The following is a 24,135-nucleotide window of genomic DNA, read 5'->3' as shown; positions in this document are numbered from 1 at the left end:
CAGCACAGATGAAAGAACCGGGGCCGACGCGGGGCCCGCCCCCGCCGCCCGGCCCACGCGCACCCGCTGGAAAGTGTTCGTCCTTCTCCTGGCCGTCGTGGCCCTCAACTACATCGACCGCGGCTCCGTCTCCGTGGCGCTGCCTCTCATCACCGAGGACCTCCACCTCTCCAAGGAGGTCACCGGCTTCGTCCTCAGCGCGTTCTTCTGGACGTACGCCCTGATGCAGATCCCCAGCGGCTGGCTCATCGACCGCTTCGGGCCCCGCTACATGGCCGGTGGCGCCTGCATCGGCTGGGGCGTCGCGACGGGACTCACCGGCGCGGCCACCGGCGTCGGCTCCCTCCTCGGGTTCCGCCTGCTCCTCGGCGCGGTGGAGGCGCCGGTCATGCCCGCCGGCGGCAAACTCAACGCCAGCTGGCTGCCGGCGAAGGAACGCGGCCGCGGCGCCGTGCTCATGGACGGCGGCGCACCGCTCGGCTCCGCGCTCGGCGGCATCGCCATCTCCGGACTCATCGCCTGGACCGGCAGCTGGCGCATCAGCTTCGTCGTCGCCGGTGTCCTCACCGCGGCCATGGGTTTCTTCGCCCTGTGGTTCCTGCGCGACACCCCGCGTGCCCATCGCCGCGTCAACGCGGCGGAGGCCGACTACATCGACCGCGCCCACGCCGCGGAGGACGCCGCCGCCGGCACCGACCGGCGCGCCCGTCTCCGCGACTACCTCAAGTACCGCTCGTTCTGGGGCATGTGCCTAGGCTGGATGGGCTTCAACGGCGTCTTCTACGGCATCCTCACCTGGGGCCCGCTCTACCTCTCGGAGACCAAGGGCTTCGACATCAAGACCATCGGCTGGTCCACCCTCGCCATCTTCGGCGCGGGCTTCGTGGGCGAGCTAACGGGCGGCTGGATCTCCGACCGCTGGCAGGCCACCGGCGCCGGAGCCAACCGCGTGATGCGCACCCTGATGGGCATCGCCGGCGCCGCCGTCGTCGCCGGGCTCCTCGGCGTAGTCCTCGTCCCCGACGCCCTGACCGCGGTCGCGCTGCTCGCCGTCGTGCTCTTCTTCCTGCGCTGGGCCGGCCTCTACTGGTCCCTGCCCTCGATCCTCGGCGGCCGGGCCAACGCGGGCGTCGTCGGCGCCGCCATGAACCTCTCCGGCAACATCGCCGGAATCGTCACGCCCATCGCCGTCGGATTCATCGTCGGCGGCACCGGCTCCTACACCTGGGCGCTGCTCTACTTCGTCGGCGCCGGCGTCCTGTTCACCGTCTCGTCCCTCGTCATCGACTACTCCAGGAGGCTCGCCACCCGATGACCAGTCACACACCGCCCCGCCTCGGGATGCTCACACCGTCGTCCAACACCGCCCTGGAGCCGGAGACCTACGCCCTCCTGCACGGCACGAACGCCGCGACCGCCCACTTCGCGCGCGTTCCGGTCACCCGGATCGCCCTGGACGGGGACAGCGACGCCCAGTTCGACCCCGGCCCGATGCTGGCCGCGGCGCGGCAGCTCGCCGACGCCAAGGTCGACGTCATCGCGTGGAACGGCACCTCGGGTTCATGGCTCGGTATCGAACGCGACCGCGCACTCGCCGCCGCGATCACCGCCGAGACCGGCATCCCCGCCACCACCTCCACGCTCGCCCTCCTCGACGCCTGCGCCGCGTACGGCGTCACCCGGCTCGGACTCGCACTGCCCTATACCCGGGACGTGTGCGAGCGGATCGTCGACACGTACGCGAAGGAGGGGATCATCTGCTCCCTCGCGGAGCCGTTCGGCGAGGACGACAACGAGGCCTTCGCCCGGATCCCCGCCGCCGACGTCGCCCGCCAGATCGAGCAGGCCGCCGAGGGCGACACGCACGCGGTGGCCGTCCTCTGCACGAACGTGCACGGCGCCTCCGAGGCCGAACGCCTCGAACAGGCCCTGCGCATACCGGTGTTGGACTCGGTCACCGTCACCCTCTGGAAGGCCCTCGACCTCGCGGGCGCGGCCCCCCGCCTCACCGGCCACGGTGACCTGCTCCGCTCGGGCAGCCTGCGGGCCCTGATCCAGGACACTCTCACCGACCTCCTCGCCGCGACCGGGGCCGACCGCACCACGTTCCGCGTAGACCTGCCCGAGCTCGGCCTGCACGTCGACCTCACCGCCGGAGAGGCGCTGCGCCCCGGAGTCCGCCCGATCCGCCGCGACGCCTCGCTCGACCAGCGCAACCTGAACACCGTCGTGTGGCTCGAACAGCACCGGAAGCCCCTGGTCCAGCCCCACTTCCAGGTGGACCCACACCCGCCGCAGGCTCTCATCGACGTCTACGGGGTGCAGGCCCAGATGCTCGCCCCCGTAGAGACCGACGGAGCCATGACCGGCTGGATCTCCGTCCACAGCATGGCCGAACGCGACTGGACGCCCACCGACACCGCCGCGCTCGACGACGCCGTCACCCGTATCCGTACCGCCCTGTGACCTAGGAGCTGCCCTCATGAAGGACATCAAGATCGCCCTCGGAGTCGACGTCGACGCCGTCGCCGGCTGGCTCGGCAGTTACGGCGGCGAGGACTCCCCCAACGACATCCAGCGCGGCGTCTTCGCCGGCGAGATCGGCACCCCGCGCCTGCTCAAGCTGTTCGAACGCCACGGCATCCGCACGTCGTGGTTCATCCCCGGCCACTCGATCGAGACGTTCCCCGAGCAGACCCGCATGGTCGTCGAGGCGGGCCACGAGATCGGCGCGCACGGCTACAGCCACGAGAACCCCATCGCCATGTCCCCCCAGCAGGAGGAGGACGTCCTCGCGAAGTCCGTCGAACTGATCGAGCAGTTCACCGGCCGCAGGCCCAAGGGTTACGTCGCCCCCTGGTGGGAGATGTCCGAGTCCACCGCCGCACTGCTCCACAAGTACGGCTTCTCCTACGACCACTCCCAGAACTACCGCGACTTCACCCCCTTCTACGCCCGCGTCGGCGACTCCTGGACGAAGATCGACTACTCCGGTGAGGCGAAGGACTGGATGAAGCCCCTCATCCACGGTCACGAGGTCGACCTCGTCGAGTTCTGCGGCAACTGGTACGTGGACGACCTCCCGCCCATGATGTTCAACAAGCACTCCCACAACAGTCACGGCTACGTGTCCCCGCGCGCGCTCGAACAGGACTGGAAGGACCAGTTCGACTGGGTCCACCGCGAGCTCGACTACGCGGTCGTCCCGGTGACCCTGCACCCGGACGTCTCGGGCCGCCCCCAGGTGCTGCTGATGCTGGAACGCTTCATCGACTACGTCTCGGCCCACGAGGGAGTCTCCTTCTGCACCCTGGAGGACGCGGCCGACGACTTCCGCCGCCGCTTCCCGTTCGATTCCAAGGAGCGGCCCGCCGACATGCGGTGAGTTCCGCGGGGACCGACAGTCAGACAGAGGACAGTCGTTACGGCGACGGTCACACCGAAGACGGACGGTCCCATCGTGGAGGGTGCACCATGACCACGTACGTGTTGATCCCCGGAGCCGGCGGCTCGGCCTGGTACTGGCACGGGGTCAGTGACGAACTGAGCAGCCGGGGGCGGGACGTCGTCTCCGTGGACCTCCCCGGGGACGATGCACGGGCAGGTCTTCCGGAGTACGTGGACACGGTCGTCGACGCGGTCGGTGACCGGACCGACCTGGTGGTCGTGGGGCAGTCCCTCGGCGGCTTCACCGCGCCGCTGGTCTGCCCGCGCCTGCCCGTGTCGCTCCTCGTACTGGTCAACGGGATGATCCCGCGGCCCGGCGAGACGCCGGGGGAGTGGTGGGCCAACACCGGCCAGGAGGCGGCCCGCCGCGCGAACGACGTGCGCGAGGGCCGCGACCCCGACGCGGAGACCGACCTGGAGACGTACTTCCTCCACGACCTGTCGCAGGCACAGATCGACGCGTCGGCGGAGCACAACCAGGACGAGTCCGAGGCGGCCTTCGCCACACCGTTCACCCTCGACGTGTGGCCGGCCGTGGAGACCCGGGTGGTGACCGGCCGCGACGACCGCTTCTTCCCCGCCGACTTCCAGCGCCGGGTGGCGGAGGACCGGCTCGGCATCATTCCGGACGAGGTACCGGGCGGGCATCTGGCGGCGCTCAGCCACCCGATGGAGCTCGCCGACCGGCTGGAGGCCTACGTCAAGGAGAGCGCCTGACGCACTCCGGCGACCCCGGTGGCGTGATTCATCCTTCCGGACGAGCGCCCGGCCCACTCATCCGTTGTGCCCAGCGTCGATGCACCCGCTGGGCGTATCACTCCAGGTCGTGATCGTCGTAGCGTCGATGTCATGACGCAGACCCTGTACGGCCGGATCTACCTCACGGCCTACGACACCCCCGCCCACGACCTCTACGACCGTACGAGGACCGGGTTCCTGCTGCGGGCCGCCGTCCTGGCCGAGCTGGCGATCCGGGGGAACCTCGTCGACTCCGACGGCGAGGTGGCCGTCGCGAAGCCGGGGCCGACCGGGGACCCGGTGCTCGACCTGACGCTCGACCGTGTCGCGCGCGACCGGCGCGGCTGGAAGTCCTGGATCAGGCACGACCGCAAGGAGACGCTGCACGCGGTCGAGGACCGGCTCGTCGCCCAGGGGGTCCTTGCCGTCGAGGAGAAGAGGTCCTTCGGCCGGTCCCGGCGCGAGGTGACGGTGAGGGACGCGTCCGCCGTCACCTCGCTCCAGGCCACGGCGGCCGGACTCCTGCACGGCACCGAGCCCGCCGCGCGGATCGCGCCCGCCGACGCCGCGCTGGTGGCCCTGGCCGCCGCCGGCGGCATCCGGTCGGTCGTCTCCCGCGCGGACCGCCACGCACGCAAGGAACGCATCGACGAACTGACCGGACGCCTCGACGCCGTGGCCCCCGGCCTGGGCAAGGCGGTCGGCGGCCTCGGCATGACGATGGTGGCCGCGCAGGGTGGGATGGGCGGCGGCTGACCCGTCACGCCGGGCGGCGCACGGACCGGAGCCCGTCGGGCGTCCTACGACTGGGGCGGCTGGTTGATCGAGAGCCGTTCCCCGGCGCGGACGATGTACTTCGCGAGATAGGCCGCCCGGCCGCCGTGCTGGGCGGTCTGGGTGAGGATCAGCAGCGGGGCGGACGGGGCCAGGGACAGCAGGCGTCCGCGGGTGGCCCCCGCGACGCCCGCCGTCATCGCGCACTCGCCCGGGCCGAAGACGGGGCCCAGCACGTCCGTCATCACGGCGAAGAGGGTGCGGCCCGGATCCTGCGGGTCCCGCAGGCGCTCGGCGAGCAAGGGGCTGATGTCGCGCAGGTCGCGCCCGGCGGGGATGTGTTCCTGGACGAGCGCCACCGGCTCGCCGTCGCGCGTGAGCCGGGTCTCCCAGAACCACGTGTTCGCATCGGGGTCCAGCTTGAGACCGCCCGCCACGAAGTCCGTCGCGTGCTGGACGGTCGCCTGAAGGTTCTCCACGCCGACCGTCTGGCCCTGGGAGGCGAGCACCTCTTCGAAGGGGCGCAGCCGTTCGAGGCCCGCGCGGGGCAACTCGGGTGCCACGAAACGGCCGACACCGCGCCGCGTGTGGATGAGCCCGTCCTCCTCCAGGAGCATCAGGGCCTCCCTGACGACCGTACGGCTGACGCCGAGGCGGGTGCCGAGGTCGCTCTCCTTCGGCAGGAGCGAGCCGAGCGGGAAGACCTGCGCGCGGATCCCGGCGGCGAGGCGTGAATAGACCGCCACGCGTCGCGGCTGCCCGAGGGGAACCGTCAGGGGCTGATCGAAGAAGTCGCCGAAGTTGTCGACGGTCGCGACCACTGCACCTCACTAGGCCGTGCTGGCTGGATGGGGGCACCAGCGTAGCCCCAGAAATGTGGCTCTGGACGCATGTCGGACCGAGAGGTATAACATCACACATCAACCGGGCGGCGACGCTACGAAATCAAGGTGTCCAACATGGTTACTCACGGTGTGCAGAACAGAGAGAGCGCCGGCCCCGGGGCCGCGTCCGACGTGCCGCCCCTGCGCGGCGCGCGGGTCGTGGGCCTGGTCGCCACACTGCTGCTCGGCGTGATCGCGTTCCAGCTCAACGCGAGCATGGTCACGCCCGCGCTGCCCGACATGGCCGAGCGGCTCGGCGGCAGCGTGGACGACATAGCCCAGGTGTCCTCGCTGTTCTTCCTGGCCGGCGCCATCGGCGGTGTCATCCTCAGCCGGATCAGCGATTTCGTGGGACGGCGCAAGGTCCTCGTCGCGGTGCTCACCGTGACGGCCGTCGGCACTCTGATCTGCTTCCTGGCGCCCAGCCTGCCGGTCCTGCTCATCGGCCGGGTCCTCCAGGGCGCGTCGAGCGCCGCCTTCCAGATCGCGTACGTGATCCTCAACGAACGCCTGAGCGCGAAGGTCTTCGGCACCGCACTCGGAGTCCTCACCGCCATCAACGGCGGCGTCGGCGGGGTCGACGGATTCTTCGGCGGCGCACTCTCGGACCGCTACGGATTCCGCGCGATCTTCGCCGTCATCCTCGTGGTGGGCGTCCTCGCGGCCGTGTGCGTCGCGCTGTTCATCCCCAAGGACCGGCCGTCGGCCACCGCGGGCCGCATGGACTGGTGGGGCGCGGGCACACTGTCCGTCGCGCTGTACTGCGTCACGTACTTCGTCTCGCACGGCTCGTCCGACGGATGGACGAGCCCGGGCACCCTCGGCTACCTCGCGGGAACCCTCGTCTCAGCCCTCGCGTTCGGCCTCGTCGAGCGCGGCCGGGCCACCCCGCTGGTCTCTCTGACCCACCTCAGATCGCGCCGCATGTGGCCCCTCGTCACGACGACGGTGCTCGTCCTGTCCGGCGTCTTCGCCGTCATCAACTTCACCGTCGTCATCATCAGCCAGAACCCCGACACCGGCTTCGGCCTCTCCGCGACCGACTCCGCGCTGCTCTTCCTCACCCCGGCCGCGCTCATCGGCCTCGGGGCCGCGCCGATGGCCGGATGGCTCGCGGGCAAGCGGGGCTGGCTCACCACGCTGCGCACCGGCCTCGTCCTGAGCATCGTGGCCCTCTGCGTCGTCGCGGCCTTCCCGCTCGACAAGTGGCTCGTCCTCGCGGCGATCGCGTTCCTCGGCATCACGTACAACGGCCTGGTCCTCACGACGCTCAACGGGCTCGGCGTCCTCCTCTCGCCGAAGGACGCGCCCGCGGCGCTCCCGGGTCTGAACGGCGCCGCGTTCGGCATCGGGGCGGGCCTCGGCATCGGCATCGTCGCCCCGTACGCGGCCCGCGCCACGGCCGGCGGCTATGCCACCGCCCTGTGGATCTCGGTCGCCATCACCGTGCTCGCCCTCGGGACCAGCCTGTTCATCGCGGCGCCCCGCACCGACCACGCCTGACAACCGCGTCTCCCCGCGCTACGCACCGACCACGCCCCACACACCCTGCCCCCCCCGCGAACCCGACCCGCACGTACACAAGGAAGCCGAGAACCCCATGAACAACGCGCCCCAGCCGCTCTACTTCGACTGCGACACCGGCATCGACGACTCGATGGCCCTGGCGTACCTCTTGGCCTCGCCCGAGATCTCCCTCGTCGGCATCGGCACGGTCAGCGGCAACGTCGACTCGACGCAGGCCGCCCGCAACACCCTCGCGCTCCTCGAGCTGGCGGGACGGCCCGAGATACCCGTCGCTGTAGGCGAACACGACCCGCTCGCCGGCACCTTCCCCGGCGGCGTCCCCCACATCCACGGCGTGAACGGCATCGGTGACATCGAAGTCGCTGACGCCCAGGCCGCCCCCGAGGCCGAGAGCGGCCCCGAGATGATCGTCCGCCTCGCCCGCGCCCACGGCGGCCGCCTGCGGCTCCTGACCACCGGCCCCCTCACCAACATCGCGGCCGCCCTCAAGCTCGACCCCGAACTCCCTTCCCTGGTCCAGGACATCACCATCATGGGCGGCGCCGGACTCGTGTCCGGGAACGTCACGCCCGTCGCCGAGGCGAACATCTACAACGACCCCGAAGCGGCCAACGCCGTCCTCGACGCGCCGTGGGACATCACCCTCGTCCCCCTCGACGTGACCCTCTCGCACACCCTCGAGGAGTCGCACCGCACGCAACTCCTGGAGTCGGAACGCCCCCTGGCGCGCGCACTCGGCGAGATGCTCGGCCTCTACTTCGCCTTCTACGTCCAGACGTTCGGCCGCCCGTGCTGCGCCGCGCACGACCCGCTGGCCGCCGCCGTCGCCACCGGCGGAGTCGCGGCGAGCCTTGCCCCCCGCGTGCACGTGACGGTGGACGACACCGACGGCCCCGGCCGCGGCCAGACCATCTGCGACCTGCGAGGCGCCCACCAGGGCTTCCCGGACCAGCCCGGCGCCCGCTGCCGCGTCGTCCTCGCCACGGACGCCGACGTGGCAGCCCATCTGACCGAGCGCATGCTCGCCCTCTGACCACAACGGGGTACGTCATGCTGATCAACCTGCACACGCACCTGGAGGGGCGGGTCCGCCCGTCCACCGCGGCCGAGCTCGCGCGGCGCGCCGGCCTCGTGGAACCCGAACAGGGCTGGGAGAGGGCCATCCGGCTCGACGGCCCCGCCGACCTCACCGTCTACCTCGCGAAGGTGGCGGCGACGTACCCGTTCCTCGACACCGGCGAGACCCTGGCCCGTATCACCCGCGAGGCCGTCGAGGACGCGGCGGCCGACGGCCAGGACTATCTGGAACTGCGCTTCGGGCCCGCCACCCACGTCCGGCCCGGCTTCGGCCTGGACGACGTGATCGCGGCCGGCTGCCAGGGGCTGCGCGAGGGCGTCGCCACCACCGGGATGCCCGCCGGGATCGTCGTCGCGGCCCTGCGCCACCACGGGGCAGAGCTCAACGAGGACGTGGCCCGCGGCGCGGCCCGCCGGGCCGGCGACGGTGTCGTCGGCTTCGACCTGGCCGGGGACGAGGCGCTCCACGCCGACGTCCGCGTCCACGCGGGGGCGTTCGCCCTGGCGGGCGCGGCCGGTCTCGGGCTGACCTGTCACGCCGCCGAGGCGGGCCCGGCCTCCGCCGCGCGGGAGGCGGTCGAGCAACTCGGCGTCACCCGCATCGGTCACGGAACCCACATCGCGGACGACGCCGAGACGATGGCGTGGGCCGCGGACACCGGCCTCACCGTCGAGATCTGCCCCACCTCCAACTGGTATACGGGTGCGACGAGTTCACTCCACGACCACCCCGCGCCCCACTTCCGCCGGGCCGGTATCCCCGTCGTGCTCGGCGACGACAACCCCATGCAGACCCGCTCGCTCCTGAGCGACGAGTACCGGCTCCTCGCGCGCGACCTCGGCTTCGACGCACCCGCGCTCAAGGCCCTCGACCTGGCCGCCGTCGAGGCCGGATTCATGGACGACGGGACGCGCGCCGCACTGCGCCGACGTGCGGCTCAAGTCGTACGGCCTGTGGAGGTCTTTCCGCGTCACAGGCCGTGACGCCGGCTGCCTAGAACGCGCTCGGACACCCGGCGTTCGGCCTCCGGGGAGAAGCCGGAGACGTCGGAGGAGCCGGAGATGTCTGAGGCATCGGAGAAGTCGGCGCGCCGCGCCTCGACGGCGGCACGGGTCTCCTCCGCCATCAGATCCGCGTTGACGTCAGCGGCCGCACGCAGTCCCGCGGCGGCCGAGCCGATGACCTGCTCGGTGAGCTCGGTGACGTTGCCCGCCGCCCACACGCCCGGTACCGCAGTCCGACCGGTGGGGCCGGCCGGGATGCGCGTACCGATCACCATGCCGTTCATCTCCTGCTCGGACGCTTCGAGCCCCAAGGAGACGAGGAAGCCGGCGCGCGCGGTGAACCGGGGCGCGACCACCAGCGCCTGGACCGGCACCAGCGTCCCGCGCTCCAGGCGCGCCCCGGTCAGCCGGCCGTGCTCGCTCTCCAGCGCGCTCACCGTTCCGTCGACCACGCTGATGCCGCGGGCGGCGAGCTGCTCGTACTCCTCGTCGGTGGGCTCGGGCGCCGTGTGCAGGAAGAGGGTGACGCGCTCGGTCCACTGCCGCCACATCAGGGCCTGGTGCACCGCGGCCGGTCCCGTACCGAGGACGCCGACCGCCTGGTCGCGGACCTCCCAGCCGTGGCAGTACGGACAGTGCAGGACGTCCGAGCCCCACAGCGCGGCAAGGCCGGGCACATCCGGCAGCTCGTCCACCAGCCCGGTCGTCACCAGGAGCCGGGCGGCACGCACGGCGCCGCCGTCGTCGAGCACGACCCGGAACTCGTCGCCGTCGGGCTCGGCCGTGACGACGCGGCCCGCCACGATCTCCCCGCCGTACCGGCGCACCTCCCCGCGGCCGGTGGCCAGTAGGTCGCCGGGGGGTGTGCCCTCGCGGCCCAGGTAGTTGTGCACGCCGTCGGCCGGGGTGTTGCGCGGCTCGCCCGCGTCGATCACGAGGACCGAGCGGCGCGCCCGCCCCAGGGTCAGGGCCCCGCTCAGCCCGGCGGCTCCACCGCCGATCACCACGACGTCGTAGCGCTGCTCGTCCTGCGAAGGGTGAACGCTCATCGTCGGCTCCATCTGCTGCTTCGTCTGCCGGCTGACTTGCTCGCTCAGGTGATTACTCATGGGGATTGCCTCCATTCGTCACCGAGACTGCGCCGGAGCTGTCCCGATTGACAAAGTTCTTTGCCGTAAGAGCAAAATCGAGGCATGAGCGACGACGAGTTCACCCCGGTCCTGGCCGGCGTGGGGCCGCGGCTGCGCGCCCTGCGGCACGAGCGCGGGACGACCCTGGCCCAGCTGAGCGAGGAGACCGGGATCTCGCTGAGCACCCTCTCGCGCCTGGAGTCCGGGCAGCGCAAGCCCACGCTGGAACTGCTGCTGCCGCTGGCCAAGGCCCACCATGTGGCGCTCGACGAGCTGGTCGGCGCCCCCGACACGGGCGACCCCCGGATCCACCCCCGCCCCATCACCCGCCACGGCCACACCTTCATCCCGCTGACCCGGCATCTCGGCGGCCTGCACGCCTACAAACAGATCATGCCGGTGCGCGAACTCGGCGAGGGCGTGCGGCCCGAACAGAAGACGCACGAGGGCTACGAGTGGCTCTACGTGCTCACCGGCCGCCTGCACCTGGCCCTCGGCGAGCACGACCTCGTCCTGACGGCCGGCGAGGCCGCCGAATTCGACACGCGCACCCCGCACGGCTTCGCCAACGCCGGTACGTACCCCGTCGAATTCCTCTCCCTGTTCGGCCCCCAGGGCGAACGGCTCCACGTGCGGGCACGGCCGAGCGAGGGATGAGTTCCTACGCGGGCTTCGCGTGGTCGGCGCCGAACCGGGCGTAGTACACCAACACCGGGCGCAGGCCGCGGCGTTCGTAGAGGCGCTGCGCCCCGGTGTTCGCGGCCAGTGTGCCGATGAGCAGGTCGGCGACGCCCATGCGGTCCAGTTCGGCGTCGGCCAGGTCGAGCAGGAGGGTGCCGATGCCGTGGCCGCGCTCGGCCGGATGGACGGACAGCGTCTGGAGCTCGGCGATGCGGGTGCCGGTCACCCCGGTGTCGTCGGGGCCTTCCTCGATCTGTACGAAGGCGTAGCCGACGGGCTGTCCGTCCCGTTCGGCGAGCAGGACGAACGAGCCCTCGTCGAGGATCCAGCGCCGATAGCGGTCGCGACGCAGCTCCCAGGAACTCCCGTCGGGGAAGTAGGTGAACCCGGGCTGCACGGACTGGTGATGGGCGTGCAGCGCGAGCCACAGGGGCGCGAGGCGGTCGATGAACTCGGCCCCTCCCTAACGGACCGTGACATCGCCGTCGGTGTGCCGGGCCTGGCTCGTGTCCACGGACTTCTCGCCTCTCGTGTGCCGGTGCCGGTGCCGGGCGTGCGGGCCCGCCCTTTCGATGTGAGCGGTTACTACCCGTCAAATCGCCGCGGCCATAGTAAAAGACAGAAACATTCCAAGCCCTCTTGCGAGTGGATAGCAAACGCTTACATGCTGTCGCGCAGCCCGCACACCACCGAGTCCGAGGAGAGACGATGAAGCCGCTACGTCTGGCCACAGCCGCCGGAGCCGCCGTACTGCTCACGTTGGGTGCGGCGGGCGAGAGTTGGGCCTCGACGCCCACCGTCCGCTGGACGACGGGCGCACCGACGCCCGTCACCGAGCTGACCCTGCCCATGTCGTTCGAGTCGGCGCCCGACGCGTCCGGCATCTACTTCGCCTACTACACCACCCTGGAGAGCGGGACCCGGCCGTACGCGGGCTTCCAGCCCAAGCCGGCCGTCGACGGAAAGCCCACTCTCCAGGCCATCTTCAGCTCCTTCAACGCCAACGCCACCACCACGGACAGCCACTGCAAGTACGGCGCCGACGGAGGCGCGGGCGTCAGCTGCGCCGTCCAATTCCCCTACACGAAGGGCACGATGTACGCCGTCGAGCTCTCGCGGGTGAGCGACGACGGTACGACGCAGCTGATGAACGGTGAGGTCGTCAACACCGAGACCGGCGCCGATGTCGCGCACATCGGCAGCTTCAGGCTCCCGGTGGCATCCGGCCGGTTCAAGGCCGCCGACCAGGGGTTCATCGAGCCGTATCTCACGGCGGGCTGCTCGCAACAGGTCACCGTCACCTACGGAAAGCCCGCAGGGACGGAGGGAGGGAACAAGTACACGGGAAGCCTCCCGACCGTCACCGACCCGGCATCCGGCAGCTGCCTGAGCAGCACGTCGACCGATACACCGGACGGGCGCCAGGTCACGGTGACGGGTGACGGGTGACAAGTTCACGCCCGCCGGCTGAACACGTCACGCGGGCGGGGCGGACATGACCCCCTATCCTGGGGCCATGTCCGCCCCTGAACTGATCCGTATCGTCTCCCGCGACTCGCCCATGGCGCTGGCCCAGGTGGAGCGCGTACGCGCCGAACTGGCCGCTCTGCACCCGGGAATCCGCACCACGGTCGTCCCCGTCAAGACGACCGGCGACAAGTGGATGGGCGACCTGTCCCTCGTCGAAGGGAAGGGAGCGTTCACCAAGGAGGTCGACGCCGCGCTGCTCGCCGGTGAGGCCGACCTCGCGGTGCACTGCGTCAAGGACGTGCCCGCCGACCGGCCCCTGCCCGTCGGAACGGTGTTCGCCGCGTTCCTCAAGCGGGACGACATCAGGGACGCCCTCATCCACCCGGACGGTCTGACGCTGGATCAACTCCCGTCCGGCACGCGGATCGGCACCTCGTCCGTGCGCCGCATCGCCCAGCTCGCCGCCGCGTACCCGCACCTCGAGTGCGTGCCGATGCGCGGCAACGCGAACCGGCGCCTGGAGAAGCTCGCGGCGGGCGACGCCGACGCGCTCCTCCTCGCCGCCGCCGGCCTCGAACGCATCGGTCGTACGGATGTGATCACGGAGATCCTTTCGGCCGAGGTCATGTGCCCGCCGATCGGCGCCGGGATCCTGGCTCTTCAGTGCCGTGAGGGCGACAGCGACCTGATCGACACGGTCTCGGGGCTAGGCGACCCCGACGCCCACCGCGAGGCGAGCGCGGAGCGCATGTTCCTCCACGTACTCCAGGGGCACTGCAACAGCCCCATCGCAGGGTTCGCCAGGGCGGAGCGCAGCGGTGATCTGTCGCTGCGGGCCTGCGTGTTCACCCCCGACGGCAAGACGGTACTCAACGCGCACGAGTGGGCCGGCCCCCTCGACCCCGCCACCCTCGGCACCTCGGTCGCCGTGGCCCTGCTGCGCCAGGGGGCGCGTGAGCTGATCGACTCGATCGCGCACTGAACACCCGGCCCGTCACCGCGAGGCGAGCCACTCGCCGTACCACGCGAGGTGCGGTCCGGGGTCTCGCCGAGCGGTGTGGGGCGCGTGTCGAAGGCCGTCTCGAAGCCGGGCGCCCGACGGTCAGGCGGTCTCGGCGGCCGCGTACCGCCAGAAGTCGCGCATCAGCGCGGGCGGGGTCGGACCGGTCATTTCCACCTGCGTGAGCAGGATGCCGACCGCGCCCGTGGACGGGACGAGGTGCGCCGCCGTTCCGGTGCCGCCGACCCAGCCGTAGCGGCCCATGACGTTCCACGGATCGACGGATTCCACGTCGACCGAGCCGCCGAAGCCCCAGCCCTGGCCCTCCGTGAACAGGCCGCTGGCTTCGCGCTGGGCAGCCGTCAGATGATCCGTCGTCATCTGCCGTACCGCGTCGGACGACAGGAGCCGCCTGCCGCCCGCGACCCCCTCCGCGAGCAGCATCCGGGCGAAGGCGTACCAGTCGTCGGCGGTCGAGACCAGCCCGCCCGCGCCGGACGGGAATTCGGGCAGGCTGCTCCACTGCCCGTCCGGCGCGTCCACAGGTTCCAGGCCGCCCTCCTTGCGCGGGCGGTAGGACGTGGTGAACCGGTCCAGCTTGCCGGCCGGTACCTCGAATCCGGTGTCGGTCATCCCGAGCGGCTCGAAGACGCGCTCGGCGAGGAAGTCCGGCAGGGCGCTCCCCGACACCCGGGAGATCAGCACCCCCTGGATGTCGGAACACGTGTTGTACAGCCACGCCTCACCCGGCTGGTTGAGCAGTGGGATACGGGCCAGGTGCGCCATCCACGCGTCGGGCGGCGCGACGAGCTGGGGGGAGAGGCCGTTCTTCTGCAGTCCGAACAGCGCCTGGACCGCCGGCAGCGAGAAGTCGGACGGGAAGCCCCACCCCGCGCGGAACGTCAGCAGATCGGCCACCGTGATCGGCCGGGCCGCGGGGACCACATCGTCGACGGGGGCGTCCGGCGTGCGGACCACGAGCGGTTTCGCGATCTCGGGAAGCCACCGGTCGACCGGGTCGTCCAGCGCGATCCGCCCCTCGTCGACCAGCATCATCACCGCGGCGGCCGTGATGGGCTTGGTGATCGAGGCGATCCGGAAGATCGAGTCCCGGGCCATCGGGGAGCCGCCGCCGAGGGCGGCCGAGCCGGCGGTCTCCACCTCGACGCGGTCCCCACGGGCCACCAGCGCCACCGCCCCCGGCAGCGAACCGTCACGGACGTGCGGCGCGAAAATGTCCTGCAAGCTGGTCATCGATCCACCTTCTCGAGTGTGGTGTCGAAGGGGAGACTCCCCACGCGGCGCGGAATCATCGGCCGGGGTGCCGCCGACGCACCCGAAAGGCGGCGGGGAGGAGGCCGGATGACTCACGACGCGACAGCGATGAGGCCCTGGCGGTTCGTGGTCTGGTTCGGCATGGTCAGCCTCCTCGCCGACTTCGTCTACGAGGGCGCCCGCTCGGTGACCGGCCCGCTCCTCGCCTCACTCGGCGCATCCGCAGCCGTCGTCGGCGCGGTGACGGGAGCGGGCGAGGCGGCGGCGCTCCTGCTGCGCCTCGGCTCGGGTCCGCTGGCCGACCGCAGCGGCCGGTTCTGGGGGTGGGCGATCGCCGGTTACGCGCTGACCGTCGCCAGCGTCCCCCCGCTCGGCTCGACCGGAGTGCTGTGGGCGGCCTGCGTGCTCGTCATCGCCGAACGGGTCGGCAAGGCGGTGCGCTCACCTGCCAAGGACACGCTGCTCTCGCACGCGGCGGCGGCCACCGGGCTCGGCAAGGGGTTCGCGGTGCACGAGGCGCTGGACCAGGTGGGCGCGTTGCTCGGCCCGCTGACGGTGGCGGGGATGCTGGCTCTGACGGGCGACGACTACGGGCCCACGCTCGCGGTCCTCGCGGTGCCCGGCGTCGCCGTACTCGCCCTGCTCGTATGGCTGCGGCGCCAGGTCCCCGACCCGGCGGCCTACGAACGCGCGGTCGCACCCAAGAGCGAGCAGCCGCAACCCGGCGCCCGACTGCCGCGCGACTTCTGGGTGTACGCGTCCTTCACCGCCGCGACGATGACGGGCTTCGCGACGTTCGGCGTGCTCTCCTTCCACCTCGTCGCGCGCGGGCTCGTCCCGACCGTCGCCGTCCCCCTGCTCTACGCGGCCGCCATGGCCGTCGACGCGCTGGCCGCGCTGGCGACCGGCTGGGTGTACGACCGGGTCGGACCACGTGTGCTGATCGTCCTGCCGGTCCTGTCGGCGGCCGTGCCCGCGCTCGCGTTCACGGACTCGCTCGCGCCGGTCGTGCTCGGCGCCCTGGTATGGGGTGCGGCGACCGGCGTGCAGGAGTCCACCCTGCGCGCGGTCGTGGCCGATCTCGTCGCGCCGGGGCGCAGGGCGACGGCCTACGGCGTCTTCGCCGCGGTCGTGGGTGTGGCCGCGTTCGCCGGAGGAGCGCTGACCGGGGTGCTCTACGACACCTCGATCCCTGTGCTGATCGCCGTGGTGGCCGCGATCCAGGCCACGGCCGTACTCCTGCTGGCCGTCACCGGCTTCAGGGGCCGCCACAAGTGACAGCGCGGCCAACACGCCCGTGATGTCCGTCAGTTGAGCCCGAACGCCGGTCGTGGACCCCCGATCCGCGACGCGCGAGTTCCCGATTCGGCCGCACGTCTCGGCGGGCGGAGGGAGTTGCGCATAGGCTTCGCGCCATGCTGCGCCTCGTCGATGCCTGTTCGGGCCGTCCTGTCGCTCCGGTGATGCACCGGAGCGTGGTGCGCATCGGCGTACCTGTGGCCCTTCCCGAGGGCGGCGAGGCGCTTTCCGACGTACGGGCGATGCTCGTCGCCGACGTCCTGACCCGCGTACTGGAACTGTCCGGAACCATCGCGTACACGGGGCTGATCTGCCCGGACGGGGCCGACGCGCGACGCGCGGCGCTCCAGGTGCGGGCCGCCGAACTCGGCATGCACCCGGCCGCCGCCCACGGGGACGAGCGGGGAGTGGAGGGTGAGCTGGGCGGGCCGTTCGCCGTCCGCTTGAGCCGGAGCGAGGAAGCACCGGACGAGGTGTACGGGGACGTCATCCGGCTCGCTGTCGCCGACGCCCACGCCGCTGACGGCGTCGCGGACAGGGCCGACGACCCGCTGGCCCTGCGCCTCGCCCTGCTGACCGAGCCGCGCACCGAGCCGATGCGCCTCGCTCCCGCGTCGGTGTCCGCCGCCCATCACACGCTCCTGCGCTGGCGGCACGCGGTGGCCACCTGGGCCGACAGCCCTTCGCGGCCCATGCCGGGACCTGCCCGCGACAGCATTCGCGACTGCCTGGAGGACGACCTCGACCTGCCCGGGGTGCTGCGCACGCTGCACCGCCTGGAGCACTCCGGGGACGCCCCGGCCGGAGCGCTCTTCGAGACCTTCGCGTACGTGGACCGGGTGCTCGGCCTGGACCTCGTACGCGACGTCGGCAGGGGACCCGCGCCGCCGCGGCCGCTGACGTAGCCGGCCACCGGCGTTGCGGCTCCTCACATGTTCTTGGCGCCCGCCCTGATCGCCTCGCGGATGCGGGTGTACGTGCCGCAGCGGCAGATGTTGCGGATCTCGTCGAGGTCCGCGTCGGTGATGTCGCGGCCGTCCTCGGCCGCGCGCCGGACCTTGGCGACCGCCGTCATGATCTGGCCCGGCTGGCAGTACCCGCACTGCGCGACGTCGAGGTCGAGCCAGGCCTCCTGCATCGGGTGGAGGTCCTTGCCCACGGTGGCGGGCAGACCCTCGATGGTGGTGACCTCGTCGGCGGGGCCGATCTTCGACACCGGCACCGAACACGGGTTGAACGCCTTGCCGTTGATGTGCGACGTACAGGCCTGGCAGACGCCGAGGCCGCAGCCGTACTTGGGTCCGGTGACGCCGAGCAGGTCGCGGAGGACCCACAGCAGCCGTACGTCGTCCTCGGCCTCGACCGTGATCTGCTCGCCGTTGAGCTTGAAGGTGTGACTGGGCATGGCGGGGCTCCTCAGAAGGCGCGGTCGAGACCGTCGGTGGGGGACTGGGGCGTGGACGGTTCGAGCGGCAGCGGGTCGAAGGAGAGGGTGGCGTGGTTGATCGGGAAGCTGGTCGGCAGCGTGCCCGTGGCGCGGGCGTAGGCGCAGGCGATGGCGGCGAACGCGGGCGCGACACCTAGCTCGCCCGCCCCTGACGGCTTGTCACCGGTGGACGGCATGACAATGACGCGCAGGTCGGGCGGGGTGTTCCACTGCCGAGTGTAGAAGTAGTGGTCCCAGCTGCCCTCCAGCGGGATGCCGTCCTTGATGTGCAGGCTGGACGTGAGGGCCATCGCGAGCGCGTCGTTCATCCCGCCCATCATCTGGGCTTCGAGACCACGGGGGTTGATGGCGAACCCGGCGTCGACGACCATCAGGGCGCGGGTCACGCGCGGGCCGGTCACACCGTCCCTGACCTTGCGGTTCACCGTCTCGGGCCGGCAGTCGATCTCGACGAGTGAGGCGACCGCGCCGCGGTACTCCGTGTGCAGGGCGATCCCCTGCGCGACACCGGCGGGCAGCGCCCTGCCCCACTCCCCGGCTTCGGCCGCCTTGTCCAGGACGGCGCGCAGGCGCTCCTCCTTGAGGAACTCGCGGCGGAACGCGACGGGGTCCTTGCGCATCTTCGCGGCCAGTTGGTCGACGACGAGTTCGCGCGCACACGCCACATTGGGCGAGTAGATGTTGCGCATGCTGCCGGTGTTGAACTTCAGCGGCACCTCGTTGAGGAGCTGCGTGGTGACACCGAAGTTGTACGGCGTGGACTGCGTCAGCTGGAAGATGGTCTCGGCGAACGTGAGGTTGCCGGCCACGGGCAGCTTCGCCGCCGTCGACGTGATCATCTCGCCGAGCCCGTGCCCGAAGTCGGTCTGCGAACTGGTGTGGCGCTGCTCGTAGCTGACGACGTTGCCGAGCGCGTAGGTGGCGCGCACCCGCGAGACGCACATCGGATGGGTCCTGCCCTGCCGGAAGTTGTCGGTCCGCGACCACGACAGCTTGACCGGCTTGCCCATCTTCTGCGAGATCTCGGCGGCCTCGGCAGCCACGTCGTGGAACAGATGCCGCCCGAACGAACCGCCGCCCTCCACCACATGCACCGTGACGGCCGTCTGCGGCAGCCCGAGCCGGTCGGCGATGTCGCGCTGCGCCACGATGGGAACCTTCAGGCTCGCCCAGACCTCGGCGCGGTCGGAGCGCACGTCGGCTATCGCGTTGTCCGGCTCCAGCGGGCTGTTGCTGGCGAACGCGAAGCTGAACTCGGCGTCGATCTTCTTCGTGAGGAGCGGCGGCACGACCATGGGCAGCGCCGCGGCCCTGAGCTTGGCGAGGACGGTGTCGTCCGACTCCTTGTCCACGGTGCCGGGGCCCCAGGTCACTTCGAGCGCGCGCAGTGCGTCGATGCACTGGCCGAACGTGTCGCCGCGAACCGCGACACCGTGCTTGACGGTGGCGACATCGGTGATGCCCGGCATGTTCCTGACGGCGTCGGCGTTCGCGACGGAGACCACGGTGCCGTTGACCGTGGGAGGCCTGCGCACCATCGTCGGCTTCGCGTCGGGCACGTGAAGGTCCATGCCGAACTTCTTGCGTCCGGTCACGATGTCGCGTGCGTCGACACGGTTCTGCGGCGTGCCCAGGATCGTGAAGTCCGACGTGGACTTGAGGTGCGCGGAGGCGGTGACGGTCCGCGCGCTGGCGGCGGCCTCGGCGAGCGAGCCGTACGTCGCGCTCTTCGCGGCGCCGTGCGTGATCACGCCTTCCCGCGTGGTCAGTTCGGACTCCGGTACACCCCACTGCTGCGCGGCCGTGGCGACGAGCCGCTGTCTGGCGACGGCCGCCGCGGAGCGGACCGGGAGGTAGATGCTGCGCATCGAGTTGGAGCCGCCGGTCAGCTGGTTCATCAGGAGTTCCGGGCGGGCGTCGGCCAGGGACACCCGTACCTTCGCCAGGGGGAGGTCCATCTCCTCGGCGATCATCATGGCGACCGCCGTGGTCATGCCCTGGCCCACCTCGGCGCGCGGGACCGCGAACGACGCCGTCCCGTCCGAGTGCACCTGGACGGAGATGAGACCGGACGTGGGCGCCGCCGCCAGGGTCTGCATGTCACCGAGGTCGAAGAGCTCCTCCGGCTGCGGCAGCGAAGGCACCGCGGCCTCGGCGGACTCGCCGCCTACGGCGTCCAGGCCGAGGCGCGCCCCGACGGCGAGCGTCGGAGCGGCGAGCAGATACGCGAGGACCCTGCGCCGTCCGGGACCGCCGGGACCCTCGGGACGTTCGGATTGTGCGGCTTGTGCGGCTTCTTCCACGGGGTCGCGTGGCGAACGGCTCTGTTCTGCCATGGGGGTGCCTCCCGGCGCACGGATTGAGTTGATCAACCGGGGAGCCTAGGGCGCGGGAGGCGGGCGGTGCACACGGTGCGGGCAAGCTGCACATGACTGCCACACACTCGCGTATGCGAGGCAGCTGAGACTCACGGCTCGCGGCTGCGAGTGGGGCGGCCCGCCGGGACCTGCCCCGCCCGGCCGGACTCAGCCCAGCGGTACGTCGAGCCGGGCCTTGCGGTGGCTGAACGTGGCGATGGAGTGCGGGCCGTGGTAGTTGCCGAGACCGCTCTCGCCGACTCCGCCGAACGGCAGCTCGGGAACGCGGAGATGGGCCATCGGCAGCCCGAATCCGATGCCGCCGGAGGACGTCTCGTCGGCGAGGCGGCGCCGGGTGTCCTCGCTCTCGGTGAAGCCGTAGAGGGCGAGCGGCTTGTCGCGGTCGTTGATGAACTCGATGGCCTCGTCGAGCCCGGCGACCTCGACGATGGGCAGGACGGGGCCGAAGATCTCCTCGCGCATGACCGGCTCGTCGGGCTTCACGCCGGTGAGGACGGTCGGCGCGATGTAGGTGTCGTCGCGGTCGGTCTGACCGCCGAAGGCCGTCGTCCCGGAGTCGAGCAGCGCGGACACCCGGTCGAAGTGCCGCTCGTTGACGATGCGGCCGTACGCGTCCGAGGCCTGCGGGTCGATGCCGAACATCGCCTCGACCGCCTTGGCGAGCGCGGCGGCGAGCGCGGGGGCGGTCTCGGGGTCGGTGAGCACATAGTCGGGGGCGACACACGTCTGCCCGGCGTTGCGGAACTTGGCGCCCGCGAGACGCTCGGCGACGCGGTTCAGATTGACGTCGCGGTCCACGAACACCGGGGACTTTCCACCCAGTTCGAGGGTGACCGGGGTGAGGTGCTCGGCGGCGGCCCGCATGACGATGCGGCCGACCATGCCGTTGCCGGTGTAGAAGATGTGGTCCCAGCGCTGGGCGAGCAGCTCGGTCGTCTCCGGGATGCCGCCCTCGACGATGGCGACGGCCTCTTTGTCGAGGTACTCGGGCACCAGACGGGCGATCAGCGCGGACGTCGCCGGGGTGACCTCGCTCGGCTTGAGGACGACGGTGTTGCCGGCCGCGAGCGCGCCCACGAGCGGCACGAGCAGCAACTGCACCGGGTAGTTCCAGGGCGCGATGATCAGGACGGTGCCGAGCGGGTCGTACTGCGTTCCGGCCGCCGAACCGTCGGGCAGGCCCGCGAGGGCGCCGGACGCCACGGGCCGGGGGCGAAGCCACTCGTCGAGATGGTTCAGGGTGTGGTCGATCTCCCGTACGGGGAAGTCGATTTCGGTGGCGAAGGCGTCGGCGCGCGGCTTGTGCAGATCGGCGTACAGGGCGTCCGCGATGTCACCGCGGTGCTCGGTGAACATGGCGCGCAGCCGGGTGAGCTGCTCCTTGCGCCAGGCGAGCGGCTTGGTGCGGCCACCGGCGAAGGTGGCGCGGAGGCGGGCGACAAGGTCTTCGATGTCGGTCACGAGGGGTCTCCTGCGAGGGGGTGCTCGGCGGGTGTCGAGCGGGAGGTAAGGGGTGGGGGGAAGAGCGCGGCGGTGGCCTGCGGTCGGCACAGTGTGGCCGGTCAGGCGGGATGCGGCGCGGATCCGTGCGGCGCCCCGCCGGACGTTGTCACCCGCGAGGTGCACTCGGATACGGGGCTGGTGAGGAGCCCGGCGAGCAGCGCGTCCATGGCCGGGGTGAACAACTGCCGCGCGTCGGACACCGACTCCAGGCCGACCACCAGGGCGATGCAGATGTCCGCGGCCTCGGCGGGTTCCACGGCGGCGGGGGTGCCCGCCTCATTGAACAGGCCGGTCAGCAGCCGGCGCAGATCGGCGGTGAACGTGTGGCAGATGTCGCCGAACAGCCGGGCCTTGGCGTCGAGCAGCTCGGCGGAGTGCGGCGAGTCCCCGGCGAGGCGAAGCACCAGCTCGAGCTTGGCGGCCAGGACACCCCGGACGCGCTCGGCCACGGGGGTGTCCTCGGCGGCGGCCGCCCGCCGCGCCCGCTCCAGCGCCTGCGTGTGCAGACGCTCCGCGAGCCGGCGGAAGGCGTCGTCCTTGTTGCGTACGTACTGGTAGACCGCGGACCGGGACACGCCCATCGTGGAAGCGATGTCGTCCATCGTGGTGCGCCGAACGCCGTACCTGGTCAGGCAGTCGTAGGCGGCGTCGAGGACCTCGTCGAGCCGGTCGGCGCCCATCGTCAGGCCAGCTTCTTGAGGAGCTCGGCCGCGAGCGGGGCGGCGGAGGACGGGTTCTGGCCGGTGACCAGGTTGCGGTCGACGACGGTCTTCGGGGCCCACGGCTCGCCCTCCTGGAAGTCCACGCCCGCGTTGACGAGGCGGTCCTGGAGCAGCCACTTCGCCTTGTCGGCGAAGCCGGCCTGGGTCTCCTCGGTGTTGGTGAAGCCGGTCACCTTGTACCCGGCGAAGGCGTTGGTGCCGTCGCCCTTGATCGCGGCGAGCATGGCGGCCGGGGCGTGGCAGACGATGCCGAGCGGCTTGCCCGTCTCCAGGGCGAGGGTGAGGAGCCTGCCCGAGTCGGCGTCGGCGGAGAGGTCCTCCATGGGGCCGTGGCCGCCGGGGTAGAACACCGCCGCGTAGTCGTCGAGGTTCACCTCTTCCAGCTTGATCGGGTGCTGGAGTTCGCCGAAGGAGGCGAGGGCCGCCGCCACCTGGTCGGCGCCCGCCTGCCCGCCGTTGAACTCGGGTGCGAGGGAGCCCTTGTCCACGGCCGGGACGACGCCGCCGGGCGTGGCCACGACGATGTCGTGGCCCGCGGCCTTGAAGGCTTCGTACGGGGCGACGGCCTCCTCGGCCCAGAAGCCGGTGGGGTGCAGGGTGCCGTCGGCCAGCGTCCAGTGGGTGGCGCCGGTGACTACAAAAAGGATCTTCGACATGGTGAGTGCTCCGAGGGTGCGGGCCCGCGGGCCCGGAGGACGGGTTCGGATCGCGGAACCTCTGACGCTTTGTGCTCAGATCGTCAGTGTGTGGCGATGGCACCGACCGTAGGGCGGGCCTCCCATAGGAATCCAATAGGGTGGCCAATATGAGAAATAGGGATTCGAATGGGTCTCCGGGAATAGGCCGGACGGCGCACACGGGCCCGCTGGACCTGAATCTGCTGCGTACCTTCCTCGCGGTGTACCGGTCGGGTTCCTTCACCGCGGCCGCGCGACTGCTCGGCCTGTCGCAGCCGACCGTCACCACACAGATCCGCGCGCTGGAGCGGCAGCTGGACCGCGAACTGTTCGAGCGGCTGCCGCGCGGCGTCGCTCCCGCCCCCTTCGCGGACGAGCTCGCGTCCCGCGTGGTCGATCCGCTCGACGCCCTCTCGGCCGTCGCCGGACAGGGCGGTCCCGGCACGGACGCCGCGGCCGAGCCCGTCCATCTGGCGGGACCGGCCGAGATGCTGTGCCACTGCGTCCTGCCGGCGCTGGCGCCCCTGGTCGAGAAGGGGGTCCGGCTGCGCGTCGCCACCGGGCTGACGGACCCGCTCCTCGAGGAACTGCGCACGGGCCGGCACGACCTCGTCATCGCCACCGCCCGGCCCCGCGGCCGCAATCTGACGTCGGTGCCTCTCGCGGACGAGGAGTTCGTCCTGGTCGCCGCCCCGACCTGGGCGGACCGTATCGGCGGCCCGAACCGGATCGCCGCCGACGGGCCCGGGATGCTGCACACCGTCCCGCTCATCACGTACGCGGAGGAACTCCCGATCGTCCGCCGGTACTGGCAGCACGTCTTCGGCAGGCGCCTGACCTGCAAGGCCGCCGTCACCGTGCCCGATCTACGCGGCGTCGTGTCCGCAGTGGCGGCCGGGGCCGGATTCAGCGTGCTGCCCCGCTATCTGTGCCGCGAACTGCTCGCCGCGGGGGTGCTCGTCCTCCTCCACGACCCGGAGGACCCGCCGTTCAACACCGGTTACGTCGTCCAGCGCCCCGGAACGCCGGACAACCCGCACATCGCCCTCGTCCGTGACCAGCTCCTGGAGGCCGGCCGGGGCTGGTAGCCCTGACCGGCCT

Annotated in this window: 23 protein-coding genes; 14 read left to right on the top strand and 9 right to left on the bottom strand. The window is 71.4% G+C overall.

The genetic code is table 11. From position 1 onward, the window contains the following. Positions 1-73 precede the first annotated feature (73 nt). The 5 genes from ACWFR4_RS24360 to ACWFR4_RS24340 all read left to right on the top strand — a co-directional run bounded on the left by ACWFR4_RS24360 (position 74) and on the right by ACWFR4_RS24340 (position 4,941). On the top strand, positions 74-1,315 hold the full coding sequence (locus ACWFR4_RS24360; RefSeq protein WP_453654480.1) for an MFS transporter: 1,242 nt from the start codon (positions 74-76) through the stop codon (positions 1,313-1,315). Then, entirely contained in the window at positions 1,312-2,466 is a 1,155-nt protein-coding gene (locus ACWFR4_RS24355; protein ID WP_453654478.1) for an aspartate racemase/maleate isomerase family protein, read from the top strand. Before ACWFR4_RS24360 ends, ACWFR4_RS24355 begins: the two co-directional genes overlap by 4 nt. 16 nt (positions 2,467-2,482) lie before the next feature. Further along, positions 2,483-3,385: a polysaccharide deacetylase family protein gene (locus ACWFR4_RS24350; RefSeq protein ID WP_453654476.1), complete on the top strand. Its 903-nt coding sequence runs from the start codon at positions 2,483-2,485 to the stop codon at positions 3,383-3,385. 89 nt (positions 3,386-3,474) lie between these two features. Then, positions 3,475-4,164, top strand: coding sequence for an alpha/beta fold hydrolase (locus ACWFR4_RS24345; RefSeq protein WP_453654474.1), 690 nt, complete (start codon positions 3,475-3,477; stop codon positions 4,162-4,164). A gap of 132 nt (positions 4,165-4,296) precedes the next feature. Beyond that, positions 4,297-4,941 (top strand): GOLPH3/VPS74 family protein, encoded by a 645-nt coding sequence (locus ACWFR4_RS24340; protein ID WP_453654472.1) that lies wholly within the window; start codon positions 4,297-4,299, stop codon positions 4,939-4,941. A gap of 44 nt (positions 4,942-4,985) precedes the next feature. On the opposite strand, the gene ACWFR4_RS24335 is transcribed toward ACWFR4_RS24340, so the two are convergent. Then, positions 4,986-5,780 (bottom strand): GntR family transcriptional regulator, encoded by a 795-nt coding sequence (locus tag ACWFR4_RS24335; protein WP_453460864.1) that lies wholly within the window; start codon positions 5,778-5,780, stop codon positions 4,986-4,988. A gap of 138 nt (positions 5,781-5,918) precedes the next feature. On the opposite strand from ACWFR4_RS24335, the gene ACWFR4_RS24330 reads away from it, so the two are divergent. The 3 genes from ACWFR4_RS24330 to add all read left to right on the top strand — a co-directional run bounded on the left by ACWFR4_RS24330 (position 5,919) and on the right by add (position 9,431). Beyond that, complete coding sequence (locus tag ACWFR4_RS24330; RefSeq protein ID WP_453654470.1) at positions 5,919-7,346, top strand: MFS transporter; 1,428 nt, start codon at positions 5,919-5,921, stop codon at positions 7,344-7,346. A gap of 97 nt (positions 7,347-7,443) precedes the next feature. After that, entirely contained in the window at positions 7,444-8,403 is a 960-nt protein-coding gene (locus tag ACWFR4_RS24325) for a nucleoside hydrolase (RefSeq protein WP_453460860.1), read from the top strand. A gap of 17 nt (positions 8,404-8,420) precedes the next feature. Next, complete coding sequence (gene add / locus ACWFR4_RS24320; RefSeq protein ID WP_453460857.1) at positions 8,421-9,431, top strand: adenosine deaminase; 1,011 nt, start codon at positions 8,421-8,423, stop codon at positions 9,429-9,431. Here the strand turns inward: add and ACWFR4_RS24315 are convergent. Beyond that, positions 9,419-10,501 (bottom strand): NAD(P)/FAD-dependent oxidoreductase, encoded by a 1,083-nt coding sequence (locus ACWFR4_RS24315; RefSeq protein ID WP_453460913.1) that lies wholly within the window; start codon positions 10,499-10,501, stop codon positions 9,419-9,421. The two genes, add and ACWFR4_RS24315, sit on opposite strands and share 13 nt — an antisense overlap. 144 nt (positions 10,502-10,645) lie before the next feature. Between ACWFR4_RS24315 and ACWFR4_RS24310 the strand changes: the two genes are divergently transcribed. Further along, positions 10,646-11,239: a helix-turn-helix domain-containing protein gene (locus ACWFR4_RS24310; protein WP_266568422.1), complete on the top strand. Its 594-nt coding sequence runs from the start codon at positions 10,646-10,648 to the stop codon at positions 11,237-11,239. 4 nt (positions 11,240-11,243) lie between these two features. Here ACWFR4_RS24310 and ACWFR4_RS24305 read toward each other — a convergent pair whose 3' ends face one another. Then, positions 11,244-11,660 carry an N-acetyltransferase family protein gene (locus ACWFR4_RS24305; protein ID WP_453460854.1) on the bottom strand — a complete coding sequence of 139 codons (417 nt, stop codon included), beginning with the start codon at positions 11,658-11,660 and terminating at the stop codon, positions 11,244-11,246. Positions 11,661-11,971: 311 nt separating this feature from the next. On the opposite strand from ACWFR4_RS24305, the gene ACWFR4_RS24300 reads away from it, so the two are divergent. Then, complete coding sequence (locus ACWFR4_RS24300) at positions 11,972-12,712, top strand: hypothetical protein (RefSeq protein WP_453654468.1); 741 nt, start codon at positions 11,972-11,974, stop codon at positions 12,710-12,712. Positions 12,713-12,779: 67 nt separating this feature from the next. Further along, a complete protein-coding gene (hemC, locus tag ACWFR4_RS24295) occupies positions 12,780-13,715 on the top strand; it encodes a hydroxymethylbilane synthase (protein WP_453460849.1) in 936 nt (311 codons plus the stop codon). Between the two features lie 120 nt (positions 13,716-13,835). Here hemC and ACWFR4_RS24290 read toward each other — a convergent pair whose 3' ends face one another. Beyond that, a complete protein-coding gene (locus ACWFR4_RS24290) occupies positions 13,836-14,987 on the bottom strand; it encodes a serine hydrolase domain-containing protein (RefSeq protein ID WP_453460846.1) in 1,152 nt (383 codons plus the stop codon). 108 nt (positions 14,988-15,095) lie between these two features. Between ACWFR4_RS24290 and ACWFR4_RS24285 the strand changes: the two genes are divergently transcribed. Together ACWFR4_RS24285 and ACWFR4_RS24280 are read left to right on the top strand one after the other, a co-directional pair. Further along, the gene (locus tag ACWFR4_RS24285; RefSeq protein ID WP_453460843.1) at positions 15,096-16,286 is read left to right on the top strand and encodes an MFS transporter; all 1,191 of its coding nucleotides are present in this window, start codon (positions 15,096-15,098) and stop codon (positions 16,284-16,286) included. 137 nt (positions 16,287-16,423) lie between these two features. Then, the gene (locus ACWFR4_RS24280) at positions 16,424-17,212 is read left to right on the top strand and encodes a hypothetical protein (protein ID WP_453460840.1); all 789 of its coding nucleotides are present in this window, start codon (positions 16,424-16,426) and stop codon (positions 17,210-17,212) included. A 23-nt stretch (positions 17,213-17,235) separates the two neighbouring features. Here ACWFR4_RS24280 and ACWFR4_RS24275 read toward each other — a convergent pair whose 3' ends face one another. The 5 genes from ACWFR4_RS24275 to ACWFR4_RS24255 all read right to left on the bottom strand — a co-directional run bounded on the left by ACWFR4_RS24275 (position 17,236) and on the right by ACWFR4_RS24255 (position 23,013). Then, complete coding sequence (locus ACWFR4_RS24275; protein ID WP_453460837.1) at positions 17,236-17,712, bottom strand: (2Fe-2S)-binding protein; 477 nt, start codon at positions 17,710-17,712, stop codon at positions 17,236-17,238. Between the two features lie 11 nt (positions 17,713-17,723). Then, complete coding sequence (locus ACWFR4_RS24270; RefSeq protein WP_453460834.1) at positions 17,724-20,090, bottom strand: molybdopterin cofactor-binding domain-containing protein; 2,367 nt, start codon at positions 20,088-20,090, stop codon at positions 17,724-17,726. A gap of 189 nt (positions 20,091-20,279) precedes the next feature. Next, complete coding sequence (locus tag ACWFR4_RS24265) at positions 20,280-21,593, bottom strand: aldehyde dehydrogenase family protein (RefSeq protein ID WP_453654466.1); 1,314 nt, start codon at positions 21,591-21,593, stop codon at positions 20,280-20,282. 101 nt (positions 21,594-21,694) lie between these two features. Beyond that, the gene (locus tag ACWFR4_RS24260; protein ID WP_453654464.1) at positions 21,695-22,315 is read right to left on the bottom strand and encodes a TetR/AcrR family transcriptional regulator; all 621 of its coding nucleotides are present in this window, start codon (positions 22,313-22,315) and stop codon (positions 21,695-21,697) included. 2 nt (positions 22,316-22,317) lie between these two features. Further along, positions 22,318-23,013 (bottom strand): type 1 glutamine amidotransferase domain-containing protein, encoded by a 696-nt coding sequence (locus ACWFR4_RS24255; RefSeq protein WP_453460826.1) that lies wholly within the window; start codon positions 23,011-23,013, stop codon positions 22,318-22,320. A gap of 149 nt (positions 23,014-23,162) precedes the next feature. On the opposite strand from ACWFR4_RS24255, the gene ACWFR4_RS24250 reads away from it, so the two are divergent. Next, complete coding sequence (locus ACWFR4_RS24250; protein ID WP_453654462.1) at positions 23,163-24,122, top strand: LysR family transcriptional regulator; 960 nt, start codon at positions 23,163-23,165, stop codon at positions 24,120-24,122. The last annotated feature ends 13 nt before the right edge of the window (positions 24,123-24,135 follow it).

Source organism: Streptomyces sp. NPDC055140 (assembly GCF_053607285.1).
This window is presented reverse-complemented; position numbering and strand designations above follow the sequence as displayed.